This window comes from Puniceibacterium sediminis, assembly GCF_900188035.1.
GTDB lineage: Bacteria > Pseudomonadota > Alphaproteobacteria > Rhodobacterales > Rhodobacteraceae > Puniceibacterium > Puniceibacterium sediminis.
In genome coordinates, this window is sequence record NZ_FZNN01000013.1 from 127,168 (window position 1) to 143,750 (window position 16,583).

17 protein-coding genes and 1 pseudogene are annotated in these 16,583 nt (G+C 58.2%); 10 read left to right on the plus strand and 8 right to left on the minus strand.

Going from position 1 to position 16,583, the window contains the following annotated elements:
- Positions 1–6: 6 nt before the first annotated feature.
- The 7 genes from CHB75_RS14555 to CHB75_RS14585 form a co-directional block, all read right to left on the minus strand.
- Positions 7–699 carry a DUF6946 family protein gene (locus tag CHB75_RS14555; protein WP_245840991.1) on the minus strand — a complete coding sequence of 231 codons (693 nt, stop codon included), beginning with the start codon at positions 697–699 and terminating at the stop codon, positions 7–9.
- Between the two features lie 60 nt (positions 700–759).
- Positions 760–1,686 (minus strand): choline ABC transporter substrate-binding protein, encoded by a 927-nt coding sequence (choX, locus tag CHB75_RS14560; protein WP_089271715.1) that lies wholly within the window; start codon positions 1,684–1,686, stop codon positions 760–762.
- Between the two features lie 273 nt (positions 1,687–1,959).
- Positions 1,960–2,940, minus strand: coding sequence for a 2-dehydropantoate 2-reductase (locus CHB75_RS14565; protein WP_089271717.1), 981 nt, complete (start codon positions 2,938–2,940; stop codon positions 1,960–1,962).
- A gap of 108 nt (positions 2,941–3,048) precedes the next feature.
- Entirely contained in the window at positions 3,049–4,575 is a 1,527-nt protein-coding gene (locus CHB75_RS14570) for an acyl--CoA ligase (protein ID WP_089271719.1), read from the minus strand.
- Positions 4,576–4,607: 32 nt separating this feature from the next.
- The gene (locus CHB75_RS14575; protein ID WP_089271721.1) at positions 4,608–6,125 is read right to left on the minus strand and encodes a tripartite tricarboxylate transporter permease; all 1,518 of its coding nucleotides are present in this window, start codon (positions 6,123–6,125) and stop codon (positions 4,608–4,610) included.
- Positions 6,126–6,137: 12 nt separating this feature from the next.
- Positions 6,138–6,626 (minus strand): tripartite tricarboxylate transporter TctB family protein, encoded by a 489-nt coding sequence (locus CHB75_RS14580; RefSeq protein ID WP_089271723.1) that lies wholly within the window; start codon positions 6,624–6,626, stop codon positions 6,138–6,140.
- A gap of 86 nt (positions 6,627–6,712) precedes the next feature.
- Positions 6,713–7,699, minus strand: coding sequence for a Bug family tripartite tricarboxylate transporter substrate binding protein (locus CHB75_RS14585; RefSeq protein ID WP_089271725.1), 987 nt, complete (start codon positions 7,697–7,699; stop codon positions 6,713–6,715).
- 165 nt (positions 7,700–7,864) lie between these two features.
- Here CHB75_RS14585 and CHB75_RS14590 point away from each other — a divergent pair, with 165 nt between their 5' ends.
- The 10 genes from CHB75_RS14590 (at position 7,865) to CHB75_RS14635 (ending at position 16,011) form a co-directional block, all read left to right on the plus strand.
- Positions 7,865–9,271 (plus strand): helix-turn-helix domain-containing protein, encoded by a 1,407-nt coding sequence (locus CHB75_RS14590; protein ID WP_089271727.1) that lies wholly within the window; start codon positions 7,865–7,867, stop codon positions 9,269–9,271.
- A gap of 207 nt (positions 9,272–9,478) precedes the next feature.
- The gene (locus tag CHB75_RS14595) at positions 9,479–9,697 is read left to right on the plus strand and encodes an STAS domain-containing protein (RefSeq protein ID WP_245840992.1); all 219 of its coding nucleotides are present in this window, start codon (positions 9,479–9,481) and stop codon (positions 9,695–9,697) included.
- Complete coding sequence (locus CHB75_RS14600; RefSeq protein WP_089271731.1) at positions 9,697–10,068, plus strand: response regulator; 372 nt, start codon at positions 9,697–9,699, stop codon at positions 10,066–10,068. The genes CHB75_RS14595 and CHB75_RS14600 overlap by 1 nt, the downstream gene beginning before the upstream one ends.
- A 1-nt stretch (position 10,069) precedes the next feature.
- Positions 10,070–12,244 carry a chemotaxis protein CheA gene (locus CHB75_RS14605; RefSeq protein WP_089271733.1) on the plus strand — a complete coding sequence of 725 codons (2,175 nt, stop codon included), beginning with the start codon at positions 10,070–10,072 and terminating at the stop codon, positions 12,242–12,244.
- Entirely contained in the window at positions 12,228–12,695 is a 468-nt protein-coding gene (locus CHB75_RS14610) for a chemotaxis protein CheW (RefSeq protein ID WP_089271735.1), read from the plus strand. The genes CHB75_RS14605 and CHB75_RS14610 overlap by 17 nt, the downstream gene beginning before the upstream one ends.
- Positions 12,692–13,573: a CheR family methyltransferase gene (locus CHB75_RS14615; protein WP_089271737.1), complete on the plus strand. Its 882-nt coding sequence runs from the start codon at positions 12,692–12,694 to the stop codon at positions 13,571–13,573. Before CHB75_RS14610 ends, CHB75_RS14615 begins: the two co-directional genes overlap by 4 nt.
- Before the next feature lie 9 nt (positions 13,574–13,582).
- Positions 13,583–13,969, plus strand: coding sequence for a response regulator (locus CHB75_RS14620; protein WP_089271739.1), 387 nt, complete (start codon positions 13,583–13,585; stop codon positions 13,967–13,969).
- Positions 13,966–14,325, plus strand: coding sequence for a hypothetical protein (locus tag CHB75_RS14625; RefSeq protein ID WP_141135118.1), 360 nt, complete (start codon positions 13,966–13,968; stop codon positions 14,323–14,325). Before CHB75_RS14620 ends, CHB75_RS14625 begins: the two co-directional genes overlap by 4 nt.
- Positions 14,326–14,458: 133 nt before the next feature.
- Positions 14,459–15,490, plus strand: a complete 1,032-nt coding sequence (locus CHB75_RS14630; protein ID WP_089271743.1) for a chemotaxis protein CheB — start codon at positions 14,459–14,461, stop codon at positions 15,488–15,490.
- Positions 15,481–16,011, plus strand: coding sequence for a chemotaxis protein CheD (locus CHB75_RS14635; RefSeq protein WP_089271745.1), 531 nt, complete (start codon positions 15,481–15,483; stop codon positions 16,009–16,011). The genes CHB75_RS14630 and CHB75_RS14635 overlap by 10 nt, the downstream gene beginning before the upstream one ends.
- 218 nt (positions 16,012–16,229) lie before the next feature.
- Here CHB75_RS14635 and CHB75_RS14640 read toward each other — a convergent pair.
- Positions 16,230–16,502 (minus strand): annotated as a pseudogene (locus tag CHB75_RS14640) (IS3 family transposase); the annotation flags it as partial.
- Positions 16,503–16,583: the final 81 nt, after the last annotated feature.

The following is a 16,583-nucleotide window of genomic DNA, read 5'->3' on the forward strand; positions in this document are numbered from 1 at the left end:
TGCACCTTACCCGTCATTGTCCAGATCCATCAAAAACCGCGCATCGCCCTGCGCCCAGCCCAGCCAAAGCTCGATCCCGTCGGGCAGCCGTGTGCGGCCAAGGCGGCCCAGACCAGCCTGGACCCCCAGATGCAAGGCAAAGGCCTCGAAATCCTCAATCCAGCGATGCGTTGGCGAAAACGACTGCACCACCATCGCCGCGACCGGACGATTGAACCGCCGCGCCTCGGCCACCGCGGCGGCGCTGCGATGGAACAGTTGGTACCGCAGAGGCTCTGGCGGCGGATAGGACACGCCCAGCCAGTTGCACAGCGCCGCCAACCGCTCGCGCTTGTTGTCTTTGTCTTCTGCAAGCCAGGTGCCGATGGTCGGACCGAAAGCCTCGTCTACCTTGGCCTCTACGGTCAGCGCCACACTGGCCTCTCCGGCCTGAACCAACGCAAAGACGTCGCACTGGCTGTCTGCCCCGGCACCCGGCAAGGCCACCCGGTGTTCGGGAATAGCCAATTGCAGCGCGCCGCCCGACCCCAGCAACGCGGCAATTTCGGGCGGCAGTCCACTGGGGTCCGAAATCTGCGCCGCCTCCCAGGATTGCGCCGCAGCCATGGCCGAAAATCCTGCGCGCCAGTGCCGGGCTGGGTTCGCCAGTCCGGCGCGCCAGTCCTGAGTGCCTTTGGTGGGTCGCAGGATTTTGGCCAAATGCGGCGCTCCCGTCAGCAAATCGGACCCGACCCATAGGGGCCGGATCCGCGTCGAAGATCAGTTGGAAAAGGTCGCTGCCGCAGCCGCAATCGCATCGCCACCATCAAGCGTGGTCACGCCATCCAGCCAAACGGGGATCACCTCGTCGTAGTGCGCCGAAATCCAAGCCGTTGCTGCCTCGTTCGGATCTTTGCCGTCGTCGAGGATCGCCCCCATGATCTCGTTCTCCATCGCAAGCGAGAAGACGAGGTTGTCGAGCAGCTTTCCGACGTTCGGGCATTCTGGGGCATAGCCTGCGCGGGTGTTGGTATAGACTGTCGCGCCGCCCAGATCCGGACCGAAATAGTCGTCCCCGCCTGTAAGGTAGGTGAGGTCGAAATTGGCGTTCATGGGATGCGGTTCCCAGGCAAGGAACACGATTGGCTCGTCCTTGCCCGACAGGCGCGACACCTGTGCCAACATGCCTTGCTCAGAGCTTTCCTTGACGTCGAAACCCTTCAGACCAAAGGCATCCGCCTCGATCATGTCGAGGATCAGACGGTTGCCGTCATTGCCCGGCTCGATTCCGTAAATGTCGCCACCCAACTCGTCCTCATGCTCGGCAATGCTCGCGAAGGAGTTGATTCCCAGTGCCGCTCCGGCGGCGTTAGTTGCCAATGTGTACTTTGCCCCCTCAAGGTTGGCGCGCACGGTATCCACGGTTCCCGCCTCGCGGTAGGGGGCAATATCCGCTTCCATCGTGGGCATCCAGTTGCCCAGAAAGACGTCGATATCCCCAGCGGCCATCGACGTGTATGTCACCGGCACCGACAGCAGCTTGGTATCAGTTTCATAGCCCAGCGCTTCCAGCAGTACAGAGGTGGCGGCGGTCGTCGCGGTGATATCGGTCCAGCCGACATCCGAAAAACGCACCTCATCGCAGTTGGCATAGGCGGTGCTTGCGGCCAGCGAAAGTGCCAGAGCGCTTGTGATTGGTCTGATCATGGTCGTCTCCCGTTGAGTTTTTATATTTCTGACGGGAATTAGCGCAGATTTCCGGCGCAATGCAACCGCAGCCCCCTCGGAGGCGTCGCCTGCATGCCCGCACCTTCTGAAACGACGCATAGCCATGCGTTTCACAGGATGCGGTCGGCCAAATAGGGCCGCTCTTGTCTATAGTGGCGGCTCGTAGGTGTGCGGCTTGATGCTAAGGCCGTCCAATCATGACTGAATGAACGGCCTAAATAAAACCCGGCAATCGCCTGTTTCGCCCAAGCTTCAGCCGTAAAGGCCCGCTGAGCGCGCCCGCAACTTCACCAGGGCCAGAACCGTATCAATGGTCGGCGTCGGCGTGTCTGTCACCCGTCCCAATTCCTGCACGGATCCGACCAGTGCGTCGATTTCCATCGGTCGGCCCTGATCAAGATCCTGCAACATCGAGGTCCGGTGTGCGCCCACTGCCGCCCCCCCGTCGATACGCTTTTCCACGTCGATCGGGAATTTCACGCCCAGCTTTTCCGCAACGGCCTGCGCTTCGATCATCATGCTCTTGGCCACAGCACGTGTGCCGGGGTCGGTGCAGAGAACATCCAACGTCGCATGCGTCAGCGCCGAGATCGGGTTGAACGACAGATTTCCCCAGAGCTTGACCCAGATTTCATCCCGCAGACGCGGGCGCACGGGGGCCTTCAGCCCTGCCTCGGACAGCGCTTTTGACAGTGCCAGTGCGCGCTCGGACTTTGACCCATCAGGCTCGCCCAGCGAAAACCGGCTGCCCTCGATGTGCTTGATCACCCCGGGTTCGATCACTTCGGCCGCCGGATAGACTACACATCCCAATACCCGATCGGGACCAAAGCCATCCCACTGCTTGTTTCCCGGGTCGACCGTCTCCAGCCGCGTCCCCTCAAGCGCGCCACCAATCTTGTGGAAATACCACCACGGCACACCGTTCACGCCGCTCACGATCGTCGTGTTCGGTCCGATCAGCGGCTGCATCCTGTCCACCACCGCAGGCACCGAATGCGCCTTGAGCGTGACAATGACGTAATCCTGCACGCCGATCACGGCCGGATCGTCTGACGCCGTAACTTTGACGACAGTCTCCTCGCCGCCTTCTTCGATCAGCTTCAGACCATTCGCCTGCATCGCCGCCAGATGCGGCCCGCGCGCAACAAGGCTCACATCCGCCCCCGCCTGCGCCAGCTTTACACCCATATAGCCGCCAATGGCGCCTGCTCCGAATACACAGATCTTCATGCCGTCTTCCCTCGCGCTGCGGCATGATCAGCCGCGCGTCCCCTGCTTTTTCTCTTTCCAAATACGCAAAATCCGGCGTCGACCATACAGGCCGACGCCGTGCCGCTCTTAAGCGTCTGCAACCAGACCAAGCTTTTCGGCCAGACCGATGCGCTGCATCTTGCCGGTCGCGCCCTTGGGAATCTCGTCCAGAATGATCACCTTGCGTGGCACCTTGAAGTCGGCCATGCGCTCGGCGGCGAACTCGCGGATTTCGCGCTCGGTTGCCTCCTGCCCCTCCTTCAGCACCACGGCCGCGGCGACTTCTTCGCCCAGCTTCGGGTGCGGCAGGGCGAATGTCACCACTTGGCCAACTGCCGGATGATCCATCAGCACGCCGTCCACCTCAAGCGGCGAAACCTTTTCGCCACCGCGGTTGATGATCTCCTTGAGCCGACCGGTCAGATGCAGAAACCCATCCTCGTCGATCATGCCCTGATCGCCGGTGCGGAACCAGCGCTTGCCACCGTCCTGAAAGAAATTCTTGGCATTGGCCTCTGGGTTGCTTTCGTAGCCGGGCGTGACGTTTGCGCCGGAAATCACCACTTCGCCGGTACCGTCGATAATACGATCCTCGGATTCGTGTGCCACGGCCACCTCCGGCCCCGCTGCCTTGCCGACCGATCCGGGTTTCTGCATGTCGAACGGGTTGCAGCACATCTGGTGCGCGGCTTCGGTCATGCCGTAGGCCTCGATCACCGGCGCGCCAAAGACCTCGTTCAGCTGCGTCATGACCTGTGCGGGCAATGACGCCGAAGAAGAGCGCAGGAAGCGCAGCGGCACATCCTTGATCGTCTCAGCATTGCGCCCCGCGCGGGAGAGGATGGCCTGATGCATCGTCGGGACGGCGGTGTACCAGGTCGGCTGCGCCTCTCTCATCCAGGCAAAAAATTGCAGCGCGTTGAATCCGGGCGCGCACCAGATCGACCCGCCTGCGGCGAGCGAGGCCGACACGGCAGCCAGAAGGCCGTGGATGTGAAACAGCGGCATCACGTTCAGGCAGCGATCCGAGGCCGAAAGACCCAGAGAGGCCCCGATATTCAGCGCCGAAGCGGCGACATTGGATTGCAGCAGCGGGACGATCTTGGGCCGGGACGTCGTGCCCGAGGTGTGCAGGATCAGCGCGACATCATCTGCCTGCGGCACCATGGCATCGCATGTGCCGTCGGTGGCCCCGTCTGCGCTTAGCGTGAAATGCCCGGCAGGCGCGCCATCGGCGACATTGACCCGCAGGATCACCAGACCCAGCTTTTGCCCGGCTGCCAGCGCGGGGCCGTCATAGCCTGCGTCGACCACCAACGCCTTGGCCTTCAGATCGTCCAGGTAGAAGGAATATTCGTCTTCGCGGTAGCCCGGGTTCAGTGGTGCCGTCGTTGCAGCCTGCGCGATGGTCACAAAGGCCGTTGCCATTTCCGGACCGTTCGGCAGCACGATGGCCACCCGGTCCCCGCGCCCGATGCCAAAGCCGTGCAACGCCTCAGCGACCGCGCCGGCCAGATCACGCAAAGCCCCGTAGGTTAGCCAGTCGCGGCCCGGTGCGCCGATGGCTGGTGCGCCCGCGTTGTGAGGCGCGATGAGGTCCTTGAGAATGGTCATGTCTTCAGTCCTTTTGTTAGTCTCGTGCCCGGTCATTCCGCCGGGGCCATTTTGCGCTTGGCCGATTTACGCAGATAATTGATCAACGGCAGCAAAAAGAAAAGCAGCGCGAGCGCCATGAACGCGCCAGACAGCGGTCGCTCGATAAAGGCAAAGACATCCCCGCGTTCGGCAATCAGCGTCTGACGAAAGCTTTTCTCCATCAGCGGCCCCAAGACGAGGGCCAGTACCAAGGGCGCCATCGGATAATCCGCTTTGCGCAGCAGGTATCCCCCGACGCCGAAACCTGCAATCAGCCAGACGTCGTGCATCTTTTGGCTCGGAGCGAACCCACCGACGATGCACAGCACCAGAACCAGTGCGCAAAGCACGGTAAAGGGCATCCGCAGCGCCCATACAAACAACGGGATGAGCGCGATGTTGATCGCCACGGCGGCAAAGTTCGCCGTGTAAAGCGACGAGATCAGGCCCCAGACAAAATCCGGATCCTCGATGAACAGCATCGGACCGGGTACAAGGCCCCACATGACCATGCCGCCAAGAAGCAGCGCCGTGGTGGGTGATCCCGGGATGCCCAGCGTCAGCATCGGCAGCAGCGAGCCGGTGGAGGCCGCGTTGTTGGCGGTCTCGGGGGCAGCAACCCCTTCGATATTGCCCTTGCCAAAAGTGTGGCCGGTCTTGGAAGTCGACTTGGCGATACCATAGGACATCAGCGCAGCCGGTGTTGCACCCGCCGCAGGCAGCATGCCGACAAAGAAGCCAAGCACCGACCCCATCGTCATCGTGCGCCAGAGCTTGTTCATCTCGCGCAGACCTGCGCCCAATTCCTTGAGCGTGATTTTCGCGGGCGTGACATGAGGCGCGGTCTTGGACGTCTCGATGGTATAGAGCACCTCACCGATGCCGTAGACACCAATGGCGAGGACTAGGAAGCTGATACCGGAATAAAAGCCCGGCTGATCAAAGAAGATCAGGCGCGGCTGGCCCGAGATGAGATCAAGGCCAACAGTCGACAGGACGAGGCCCAGACAGATCATCACAATCGTTTTCAGAATATCGTCGCCGCCCAGCCCCACAAAGGTCGTGAAGGCCATTAGCACCAGTGCGAATTCTTCGGCCGGACCGAATTTCAGGGCGATGTCGGCAAGGGGCGCGGCAAAGAGCGTGAACAGGATGACCGATATCGTCCCGCCCACGAACGACGCGACGGCGGCAGCAATCAGTGCCAAACCCGCCTTGCCCTGCTGCGCCATGGGGCGACCATCGAATGTCGTCGCAACGGCGGTCGAGGCGCCGGGTATCCCCAACAGGATCGAAGATATCGCCCCACCGTACATCGCGCCATAATAGATCGCGGCAAGAAGGATGATGGCGGAGGATGGCGGCACCACGAAAGTCAGCGGCAACACAATGGCCACCCCGTTGACCGACCCCAACCCCGGCATCGCCCCGATGAACAGACCCGCCGTCACGCCAAGCACGACGATCAGGATATTAAGCGGGGACAGCGACGTGGCAAATCCGTCGGCCAGATGCGCAAGCATTTCCATAACGTCAGATCCTCAGAAGAACATTGCGTAGAGCGGGTAAAACAGCGGCTCGGTGATACCCTTGGGCAGCAAGATCTTCACGGTCACCTCGAAGAAGAAGAACAGAAAGACCGGCGTCAGAATAGTGATCGGCAGGGTGACCGCCCACCGGTGATCGCCAAAGATCCTGAGATACCAGAACAGGAAAAGCGGCAGTGCAATGTAGGTCCCGACGACGGGCATCAGAGCAATCGTCACGATCAAGGCGACAACCACTGCCAGAACCGAACGGATCATCGTCAGATCAAAGAAGCTGCCGGTCCGCGCCCCTGGGCGGAAAGTCCTGATCAGGATGCCGCCTGCCGCTGCAAACATGATCGCCGAGAGCCAGAACGGAAAGCCCCCGCCCCCCGGCCCGCCGGTTTCGCCGTTCCAGCCGATGGGCAGCACGGTGGCATGCACCATGAAATAGACAGATAGCGCCATCAGTGCGGCAGCGATCAAGCGGTCAGCGGCAATCATGGATAGATTCCTTTGGATAGCATCGTCTTTTACGTCAAGGGCCGAGGCTGACATTGCCCCGGCCCGGTATTCAGGTAAGAGGCAGGTCAGGACGACCCGTCACCCATCGCCTTGAGCAGTGCCGCGTGCTTGTCACGCTCGACCAGGAAATAGGCCTGCAGATCTGCCCCAGTCAGAAAATCGGGGTCCAGTGCCTCGTCTGCTGTGTACTTCTGCCATTCCGGCAGGGCGTTCAGCTTGCCGAACATCTCGGTGTAATAGGCGACAGCCTCCGGCGGCATGTCTTTTGGGGCCACAAAGGACCGCTGCATGGCATAGACGAGATCATGGCCCAGTTCGGTCATGGTAGGCGTGTCGGGAAAGGCCTCGATCCGCTCGGTCGTGAAGGCGGCGATCGGAACGGATTTGCCAGCATTGTAAAAGCCCATCTGTTCGGACGGGTTGTTCACGGTCGAATCGATATGACCACCGATCAACGCCTTGGCCACCGCCCCGCCGCCTTCGAACGGCACGTAGGTCATGTCGAGATCGAATTCCTTCTCAAGCATCGCCGTGACCAGGCTGTCCTCGGCCCCCGTACCGGTGCCGCCCATTTTCCAGTCCTGGCCTGCGGCTTTCACGGCAGCGACATATTCGTCCAGATTGGTGATCCCGCTTTCTTCGCTCACCCAAAGTACGAAGGTGTCGATGGCCATCCGCGCGATCGGCGTGAACTCTCCGATGTCGACGCCGATGTTTGTGCGCAGCGGCGTGGTGTAATAGCTGTTGAGCGTCGCCATGAGAACATAAGCATCGCCCTCCTTGTCCTTGAGGTAGCGCAGCGCCTCGGCACCCGACCCGCCGCCCTTGTTCACCGGAAGAATCGGCATGTTCGACAGGTTCTCGCGTTGGATCATCGACTGGAAAAGCCGAGCCAGACGGTCGGCGCCACCACCCTGCCCGGCCATGATCACCATCTCCACCGGTTTCACCGGTTTCCAGTCCTCGGCCAGCGCGGTTGCCCCCGTGGTTGCGATAAGTGCAGCTGAGACAGCGAACGCCACGGCAACACGCCGGTTGAAAGTGTAGATCATGTTAATTCCTCCTAATGTGCAGACTCTCTTTATGCGTGCATTATCTTTCGCATTCCCTACCAAGTCCTGAGCCTTACATATCGCGACGAAATAAAATATCACTACAAAAGGAGTAAACGTGTTAATCATTGCGCGAGCAAACTCGTAACATGTAATGTTGTAAACATGAGCAAGACCCTAGTTGGACCACAGCTACGTCAGTTAAGACGTTCTTACGGACACACCCAGGCCGAAATGGCCCGTCGGCTTAACATCAGCCCGGCTTATGTAAACCTGCTTGAAAACAATCAACGCAGCCTTTCGGTGCAGGTCCTCATGGCCCTGACCGAGGCCTATGGAATCGACGGGCGCTCTCTTGTGCAGGACAATGAGGCATCTCAGCTGGCCGACCTGCGCGCACTGATGCGGGATCCGTTGTTCGCTTCGGAACAGCCTGACCTTACCGAACTGCGGGCGGCCGTTGATCATGCGCCGCGGCTTGTCGCAAGACTTGTGCAGCTCTATCAGGCGCATCGTTCGGTCGTGGATCAGGTCAAGCGGCTGGCCGGATCGGACGCCGCATCGGATCTGCGACTCAGCACGCCAGAAACCCAGATCCATGACTTTTTCCGGGATCACGGCAATCACTTCGATGCTATCGAACGGATTGCCGAAGCTGTCGGTGCCCGAATTGGTGGGCCGCACGACGACATGTACGCCCTGCTCAAGCGGCACCTGCGCATCGAACACAATATTCAGACCGAGGTGCGCAGAATCAGCGACATGCCCGAAACTCTTCGCGCCTTTGACCAGCAGAACCATAGCGTCGCCCTGTCCGAGGCGCTGGATCACACCAACCGGATCTTTCAGCTGGCGCACGTCCTGGGTCTGGTCGAGGCAGCACCGATTGTCGATGCCCTTGCTGCCTCAAGCGGGATCGACAGCGAGGCGGGTATCGCGCGCCTGCGGGTGGAGCTGACGAATTACTTCGCGGCGGCGCTGCTCATGCCTTATGATGAGGTTCTGACATTGGCGCAGGAGACAGAGTATGACATCGACCGGATCACTGCCGCCTTCAGCGTAAGCTTCGAACAGGTCTGTCATCGCCTAACCACGCTTCAGCGCGACGGCGCACGTGGCGTTCCGTTCTTTTTTCTGCGCGTGGACAGGGCCGGTAATGTGACCAAGCGGTTCAATGCGACCGAATTCACGCTTGCCGAAGATGGCGGTGCCTGTCCGGTCTGGGATCTGCATGGTGCGTTTCGGGTGCCTGGTCTGATCCTTCCGCAATTTGTGGAATTGCCGGATGGCGCAAGATTTTTCACGATCAGCCGTACGACAGATCGCCCAGTGTTCAGTCGACAGACACAGGATCGACGCCTTGTCGTGGCCATAGGCTGCGAAAACACCCATGCTGATCGAATCGGTTATGCCCGCCCCTACAATATGGATGGCCCTGGCCTCTACAGCCAGATCGGCATCAATTGCCATGTTTGCCCGCGCCAAGCCTGCGCGCAGAGGGCGCATCAGCCACTGCATATGAAGCTTCCACTGGATACCAGCCGCCGGGGACGCACACGCTATGAAAGTTGATGGCGCCTAGATTACCGCCGAATCCTGATGTTGTCGGAACGCTTTCTTAAGACACCGCACGTATGACTTTCCCAGTGGCGCTACCCGGAAACAAACTTTGGGAACGCGCCGGAATTGACACGGGAATGGTAGAACGGCGTCATGGCAGATACATTGAACTTTCACGCATTGGGCGCGCAGCGTCCACGCCAGGGGGAAGATCCCCTGATGACTTTCCTCCAAGGCGCCGCCAAGGCACCTGTGACAGTGTCGGCACGCGATGTTCATCGCATCGACGCCTACCGCCTGCAGATTCTGATCAGTGCCGAACGGCAATGGCAGATCGATGGGACCGAATTTCAGATAACCGATATGTCCCCTGAATTCTCGGCCGGGCTCGAGCGCCTTGGCCTGTCGCCCGACCATTTCGACAAGGAAGCTCAATAATGACCACAAAAGTCCTCGCCATCGACGACTCCCGCACGATCCGCAATCTTTTGCGACTATCGTTGGAAACCGCCGGCTTTGAATTCCATTCGGCCTGTGATGGTGTCGAAGGGGTCGCTCGTTTTTCCGAGGTGAACCCGGACGTGGTCATCACCGATATCAACATGCCGAACATGGATGGTTACGGGGTGATCGAAACGTTGCGCACCAAAGACAAGACCAGTGTGCCGATCATCGTGCTGACCACGGAAAGCTCGGATGATCTCAAGGCCCGGGCCCGGGCCGCCGGGGCAACCGGATGGATTGTCAAACCTTTCGACGACACTTCTCTTGTGTCGGTGCTACGGCGCCTGACAGGGCACGCGGCCTGAGATGTCGGGACAACCCTCCATCCGTGACACATTCTTCGAAGAATGTGAGGAGCTTCTCGAGGCACTGGTCGAAGGCCTTGCCGATATGGAAGATCCCGATCATAGCAAGGAAACGGTCAATGCCGTGTTCCGCGCCGTGCATTCCATCAAGGGCGGCGCCGGTGCCTTCGGCCTTGATGAACTAGTACACTTTGCCCACACCTTCGAAACGGTGATGGACAAAGTACGTTCGGACACCCTGGATGTCGATCCAGAGCTGCTGCGCCTTTTCCAGCGGTCCGGTGACCAACTTGCGGACCTAGTCGAGGCCGCGCGAGATGATCGCGACCCGAATCGCGATATCCAAGTGGTCGTGCTGGCCGAACTGCAGAAGTATCTTGGTGATGAAGACGAAGAAGAGGAAATCGAATTTGACGCGATGGGCCTCGATTTCGGTGGTCCGCTCGATCTGACCGATATTTCTGACGACTCATCGGAGCCATCGTCTCAAATGATCTCTATCCGCTTCGTGCCCAAACGGTCGTTGTTTGAAAACGGACATGAGCCTCTTCTGCTGTTCGATGCCATTGCGGAACTTGGTACCCTTACAGTCAGCGCGGACATATCTGCGGTTCCCGATTTCGACGAATTCGATTCGGACGAACCCCATATAGTCTGGGAACTAACACTCGAGACGGATGAAAGCGAAACAGTCCTGCACGAGGTTTTCGAATTCGTCGATTCTCTCTGTGACATTACCATAACGGTGCACCGAAACGAGTCCGCCTCCGAACCACCTCCTGCTGTCGTTGACCTGGGCTTGCCTGAAGAGCCCGTGGCGCCCGAACCCTCTTCGGACCCGACCGCGGCCGAGCCCTTGGCAAAACCGGTAGCGGTCGCGTCACCGTCCTCGCCGTCCTCGGCTGCATCAGCTGCAGCGCCCGCTGCAGATCGTGACCACCGCGGGCCCAAACCCACCTTGCGGGTCGATCTGGACCGGGTGGATCGGCTGATCAACACAGTGGGCGAGTTGATTATCAACCAAGCTATGATCGTACAGCGGATCGAGGAACTGGACCTCCCGTCCGGGGCAAATCTGACCAACGAACTTGAAGCATACAAGCTTCTGGCTCGAGACATCCAAGAAGGTGTGATGGCCATCCGCGCGCAACCAGTGAAACCGCTATTCCAGCGCATGTCGCGAATTGTGCGCGAAGCTTCGGATGCCACCGGCAAAAGCGCGCGTATGGTGACGGTCGGCGATTCGACAGAAGTCGACAAGACTGTGATCGAAAGGCTGGCAGATCCACTTACCCACATGGTGCGCAACGCAGTAGACCACGGGTTGGAAACACCTGAAAAACGTATTGCCGCCGGAAAGGACGAAGTTGGCACCATTCGAATGTCCGCCGCACATCGCTCCGGCAGCGTCTTTATCGAAATTGGCGACGACGGCGCAGGATTGAACCGACCGCGAATTCTCGAGACTGCCATAAATAAGGGGCTCGTTTCCCCTGAGGCGGACCTGACTGAGACCGAGATCGACAATCTTTTGTTTCTTCCAGGTTTCTCCACCGCCAGCGAGGTCTCTAACCTTTCGGGGCGCGGCGTCGGCATGGATGTGGTTAAAAATGCCGTGCAAGCTCTGGGCGGACGGGTCTCGATAACCTCTACCCCTGGCAAAGGTACGACTTTTACCATTGTCTTGCCACTCACCTTGGCGGTTATGGATGGCTTCGTCATTTCCGTTGCACAGGAAACCATGGTGATCCCAATCGCCTCGATCCTAGAAACGGTCACACCGAATGCTCGCGACCTGCACCGAATTGGTCTGAACGGTGAAGTACTCCGTGTTCGTGGACGTTATGTACCCATCGTCGATGTGGCACACAATCTCGGCCTGGAACGTAATAGCGATTCGAACGGCAATGGCGTTCTGCTTCTAGTCGAAACGGAAATGCAGGAACTCAATGCCCTACGGGTTGAGGCCATCCACGATCAGCGACAGGTCGTCATCAAAAGCCTGGAGAGCAATTATGGCCGTATTCCCGGAGTATCAGCCGCAACCATCCTTGGAGATGGAAAGATTGCCCTGATTCTGGACCCCGAGGAATTGGTCAAACTCAACTCGGGCGATGTCGCCCCAATGCCCATCATTGCTAACCAAGAGGAGCTTCACCATGCAGCCCACACCTGAAGCGTCCGAAGGCAAAACCTTTAAGTTCGTTGCTTTCTCCGCAGGGAGCCAGAGCTATTGCCTCGAAATCACTCAGATCCGCGAGATTCGACGCTGGGCAGCGGTAACCGCACTGCCACACACACCAAGCGACGTTTTAGGCGTGATGAACCTGCGAGGCGCGGTAATTCCGATCTTCGATCTTGCCGCCCGTTTTGGCTTGGGAAAAACCCCAGATAACGAACGTAACGTGGTGATTGTTGCTGCGGCTGGTGGAAATACTATCGGGTTGCTGGTGGAATCAGTATCAGAAATCCTGTCTGTCAATACCGATACAATTCAACAGACGCCCGATATCAAGTCTGAAGCGACCCGAAACAGCATTCAGGGTGTGATCGCTATCGACGAAGAGATGATCCGCGTTGTAAATCTCGACGCAGTTCTAGGCGCTGACGCAGGGATCGCCGCATGACATCCGCGCAAACCACTAAACCAGTAACATCGGAGTTTCCTTTTACGGATGCCGATTTTGCCCAGATCGCCAATGTCGCAAAGTCCGAATTTGGACTAAATCTTGCCCTCAGCAAGAAGCCGCTGGTTTATTCGCGCTTGGCAAAACGGCTCCGTCTGCGCAAACTGTCGACATTTCAGGAATATTTATCGCTATTGTCCGACATCAACGAAGACGCAGAGAAGACAGAACTTTTGTCTGCGCTTACGACGAACGTCACCCATTTCTTCCGCGAGTTTCATCACTTCGAAACCTTGAACACCACGGTTTTACCCGCCCTCTTGACGAGGGCGAAAAATGGAGATCGAATTCGTATTTGGTCCGCGGGATGCTCCTCTGGACAGGAGCCGTATTCCCTCGCGCTATCGGTTTTAGGCGCATTTCCTGACGCAAGTCGCTACGATATCAAGATTTTGGCAACCGATATCGACCCCAACATTCTTGATCGCGCCTGCCAGGCTAGCTATCCTAAATCTGAACTAGAGGCCATTCCGGACGCGATGCATCGGTTTCTTGATCTCAAAAGTGGCGATCCCAACAATTTCACCATCGGTGAAGCCGCCCGAAATCTCGTGTCATTTGGCGTTCTGAATCTGATCTCTGACTGGCCGATAAAAGGGCCATTTGACGTCATTTTTTGCCGCAACGTGACGATTTATTTCGATGCAGAAACGCAACGCCATCTCTGGACCCGTTTTCAAAATGCCTTGTCTCCCTCGGGACACCTCTTCATCGGGCATTCAGAACGGGTCACAGGAACAGCAACGCAAGCGTTTCGCAGCATCGGCGTCACATCTTACCAGAAAAATCAACCCACGGTAAATGCCGCCGGGAACTAGGAGACAATCATGGGTTTGAAAGAATCTCTTCGTGTGATGGTAGTGGATGATATGTCCACGAGCCGGGGCTTGATCACCCAGGCCCTCGATGAAATCGGCATCAAAAACTACCTGACTGAAAATAATGGCAGAGGCGCCCTTCAGAAACTCACGGCAACACCGGTTCATCTAGTCCTCTCGGATTTCAATATGCCCGAGCTAGACGGGCTGGGGCTGCTCAAGGCACTCCGCCAGAACAAGCCGACTCAACGTATCGGTTTTATTCTCGTAACGGGAAAACCGACGCCAGATATGGTGACGCAGGCAAAGGCTTTGGGACTCAATAACATGATAAAGAAGCCCTTTACTTCAGCGTCGATGCGGCAGTGCATCGAAAGCGTGGTGGGAAAGCTGTGAATTACCAAGGCATCCCTCAAACGTGTTCTCCGCATCAGATGACGCTTCGAATTATTTCTGAATGCGACCTGCTGCTGACACGCGCAGGGGTTTTTGAACGTGAGGTTGAAGGCATCCTGTCGCGAGAGGGGCTGCGGATCCGAGCCCCAACTATCAAATCCCTGCAGGAAATCGACATCCTGAGCCAGTCTATTCAATCTATCGCGCTTCTACTGGAAGCCATGCAAGGGAGCATGTCTGAAGACGACAGCCTAGCCTTGCATGAACTTGTGGCTCGGATCCCGTTACGCGACATGGCCATGCGGCTAGCCGGCGCGGAAAATGAAGTTGTTTCGGACAGCTTTACCGAGTTTTGAATCCACAGGCCCGCCCACTTCGTTGCCGCCCCTAACAACCGCAAAGTTTGGTCCGCATTGGTCTGCCAATTGCATACCCGACGACGGAACACGCGGTGCGCGGCTGGAAAGCGAGTTCAAGAAAAGGTGCCCCATGCAGTTTCTATCAATCGTCATAGCGATGAGCGACGAAATGGAGCGTGCACGTCTCGCGGATGGTCTCGGCAGGCGGTCCGGCTTCACTGTCCTGCGCGAGACAACCGACCTGATGCAGACTTACACGATCGTTGAGGAAAAGTCGCCACAAGTCGTTCTGATTGATCAGGACATGGCTAGTCGGCCGGAATTCGAGGTGATGCACGCGCTTTTTCAGGCACTAGACATCCGCTGGCTGGTTCTCGCCGCGCCTGGCAGGCATCGAAGTGCGGATCGGGTGCATAGTCAGCGATCAGACCTCTTTCCAGTGGACGCTGGTACACCCATCGACCAGATCGCTGAGACCATACTGACCGTCACCCGTTCGCGACTTCGTCCTCTCCCGCCGCAGTTGGCGCAAACTCAATCACTCGCCCTGAAACGCGACGAGAAATTGGTTCTCATCGGCGCATCTACAGGAGGCGTGGACGCGCTTCTATCGGTGCTGAGCGGCTATCCAGCTGATGGACCTGCAACTTTAATCGTGCAGCACACCGGCCGCGGCTTTGGCGCCAGCCTCGCAAACCTCCTAGACCGGCAATGTGCCTGTAAGGTCAAGGTGGCAGAGGACGGCGAAGAACTGAGACGCGGTCAAATCCTTGTCGCTGGCGGTTGCAGTAAGCATTTGCAGCTCGACTGCGGGTCGACACTGCGTGCGCGACTTGTAGATGGCCAGCCCCGAGGCGGCCATATGCCCTCAGTCGATATGTTGTTCGAATCCGCGCTGCCGGTTGCGCGGCGCTGCTCGGCCGCCCTGCTGACCGGTATGGGCCGCGATGGTGCGGAGGGCCTGCTGGCCCTCCGAGCTGCCGGGGCAACAACACTTGCGCAGGATGCGGCCACATCGACGGTCTATGGCATGCCACGTGCGGCAGCCGAGCTTGGCGCGGCGATGAGTGTCCTGCCGCTGAGCAGTATCTGCCAAGCCATCCTTAAATCCTGTGACGCACCAACCAGCGTCGAAACACGAGAGCGTCCACGATGCAGTTGAAAAAAGAAGAGAAAATCGTCAACGTAATCCAGGGCGACTATGCGATCGATACCGATCCGAACATAGTGCTGACGACTGTTTTGGGATCCTGCATCGCAGTCTGCATGACGGATACAGCGGCCGGAATCGGCGGAATGAACCACTTTCTTCTACCTCAGAGGGATGGCAAAGCCGGCGAAAGTTTTCGCTATGGCGCCTATTCCATGGAGCTGCTCATCAACGGTCTGCTGAAGCAGGGCGCACGCAAGGACAGGCTGGTCGCAAAGATGTTCGGCGGCGCATCCATGAACAGCACCCTTCGCGATATCGGCGCTTCAAACGCGGCATTTGCGAAGGAGTTTCTACTGAATGAGTCGATTCCCTGCATCGGTGAAAGCGTTGGAGGCACCGCTGCTCGTCGAATTCGCTTCTGGCCGACAACAGGCCAGGTGCGACAGTTCGTTGTCCCGGGCGCAGTCGAGCCGACACCGGTCGCTCCGCCAAAACCGACCCGGGAAGCTGCGGATATCACACTATTTTAGCACGTGGCCACAATCTTTGCGCAGAGTATCTCCGGCAACCGGAGATACTCTGCGCTATGGCACTTTGTCGATTGTCACTGAGAACTGTCCCGGCATTGTCACCGAGATTTGACCCGTCCAGTCGTTTTGCTGCAAGACCGTATATCTTTTGCGGAGCGGCCTGATGTGGTCGATGCGCATTGGTCTTGTCGCGCTTACGTTCCGGTCTCTCAACTCATTCAGGCAGCCTTTCGTTCGAAGGCCAGGGGGCTTTTGCCAGCTAACGACGAGTGCCGCCGTCTTGGATTGTGGAACCCATTGATATACTGGAATATCGCGCCTTCGGCTTGGCGTCTGGTCTCCCAACGGTTGCGCCATATCAGCTCTGCCTTGAGTGATTTGAAGAATGTTTCAACCATGGAATTGTCCTAGCAATTGCCTTTTCCGCTCATCGATACTTCGCTGCCATGTTTGGACAGGCGCTTGTGGTAGTCGCCTGAACAGTATTGGGCGGATTCAACCGGTCGTCGCAACACATTCGATTATATTCTGTTTGAGCAGTTCGTCGAGAGCTTCGGCAGGTGTTCGCCAGC

Bases quoted from the DNA above. Each gene is read 5' to 3' on its own strand.
- CHB75_RS14630 (WP_089271743.1), top strand. From the start codon at position 14,459: ATGCAGTTTCTATCAATCGTCATAGCGATGAGCGACGAAATGGAGCGT.
- CHB75_RS14620 (WP_089271739.1), top strand. From the start codon at position 13,583: ATGGGTTTGAAAGAATCTCTTCGTGTGATGGTAGTGGATGATATGTCC.
- CHB75_RS14615 (WP_089271737.1), top strand. From the start codon at position 12,692: ATGACATCCGCGCAAACCACTAAACCAGTAACATCGGAGTTTCCTTTT.
- CHB75_RS14565 (WP_089271717.1), bottom strand. From the start codon at position 2,940: ATGAAGATCTGTGTATTCGGAGCAGGCGCCATTGGCGGCTATATGGGT.
- CHB75_RS14635 (WP_089271745.1), top strand. From the start codon at position 15,481: ATGCAGTTGAAAAAAGAAGAGAAAATCGTCAACGTAATCCAGGGCGAC.
- CHB75_RS14590 (WP_089271727.1), top strand. From the start codon at position 7,865: ATGAGCAAGACCCTAGTTGGACCACAGCTACGTCAGTTAAGACGTTCT.
- CHB75_RS14605 (WP_089271733.1), top strand. From the start codon at position 10,070: ATGTCGGGACAACCCTCCATCCGTGACACATTCTTCGAAGAATGTGAG.
- CHB75_RS14580 (WP_089271723.1), bottom strand. From the start codon at position 6,626: ATGATTGCCGCTGACCGCTTGATCGCTGCCGCACTGATGGCGCTATCT.
- CHB75_RS14595 (WP_245840992.1), top strand. From the start codon at position 9,479: ATGACTTTCCTCCAAGGCGCCGCCAAGGCACCTGTGACAGTGTCGGCA.
- CHB75_RS14570 (WP_089271719.1), bottom strand. From the start codon at position 4,575: ATGACCATTCTCAAGGACCTCATCGCGCCTCACAACGCGGGCGCACCA.
- CHB75_RS14575 (WP_089271721.1), bottom strand. From the start codon at position 6,125: ATGGAAATGCTTGCGCATCTGGCCGACGGATTTGCCACGTCGCTGTCC.
- CHB75_RS14585 (WP_089271725.1), bottom strand. From the start codon at position 7,699: ATGATCTACACTTTCAACCGGCGTGTTGCCGTGGCGTTCGCTGTCTCA.
- CHB75_RS14600 (WP_089271731.1), top strand. From the start codon at position 9,697: ATGACCACAAAAGTCCTCGCCATCGACGACTCCCGCACGATCCGCAAT.
- CHB75_RS14610 (WP_089271735.1), top strand. From the start codon at position 12,228: ATGCAGCCCACACCTGAAGCGTCCGAAGGCAAAACCTTTAAGTTCGTT.
- choX (WP_089271715.1), bottom strand. From the start codon at position 1,686: ATGATCAGACCAATCACAAGCGCTCTGGCACTTTCGCTGGCCGCAAGC.